The organism is Paracoccus hibiscisoli, assembly GCF_005048265.1.
GTDB classification, from domain to species: Bacteria; Pseudomonadota; Alphaproteobacteria; order Rhodobacterales; family Rhodobacteraceae; genus Paracoccus; species Paracoccus hibiscisoli.
Genome location: NZ_SUNH01000106.1, coordinates 1 through 746 on the forward strand (window position 1 = coordinate 1; position 746 = coordinate 746).

Sequence of the window (746 nt, forward strand, 5' to 3'; positions counted from 1 at the left end):
TTCGATCCCGAGATGACCTGGGAGGCCAGGCCAACAGGCAAACGTGGCCGACAGCCTGACTATAGTGACGCAGCCATCCAGACCTGCCTGACGATGAAGGTGCTGTTTGGCATGGCGCTCAGGCAGACGACGGGCTTCGTTGAGAGCCTGCTGCGCCTGACCGGCCTGGACTGGACCGTGCCCAACTTCAGCACGCTGTCGCGGCGCCAGAAGTCCCTGAAGGTCAATATTCCCTGCCGTGGATCCAGCGGCCCGTTGCACCTGCTGATCGACAGCACTGGCATCAAGGTCGAGGGCGAAGGGGAGTGGAACGCCCGCAAGCATGGTGGCACCAAGCGCCGGGTCTGGCGCAAGATCCACATCGGAATTGACGAGCAAACGCTGGAAATACGCGCGGCCGAGTTCACCACCAGTGATGTCGGTGACGCGCCCATGCTGCCAGAGCTTCTGGACCAGATCCCGCCAGATCACGAGGTTGCAAGTGTCACCGCTGATGGTGCCTTTGACACCCGCAAGTGCCACGATGCCATCGCCGCCCGAGGTGCCACCGCAGTCATACCGCCACGCAAAAATGCCAGGCCATGGAAGCCCGACACTCCCGGAGCAATCGCGCGCAACGAAGCCCTGCGCGCTTCACACCGCTTCGGGCGAACCATCTGGCGACGATGGAGCGGCTATCACCGCCGGAGCCGCGTCGAAACGAAGATGCATTGTGTGAAGCTGCTGGGCCAACGCCTGACTGCCAG

Annotated in this window: 1 protein-coding gene; it reads left to right on the plus strand. The window is 62.9% G+C overall.

The genetic code is table 11. The features are described from left to right. Window positions 1–746, plus strand: a 746-nt coding sequence (locus FA740_RS19535; protein WP_136858440.1) for an IS5 family transposase, incomplete at both ends; no start/stop codon positions are given.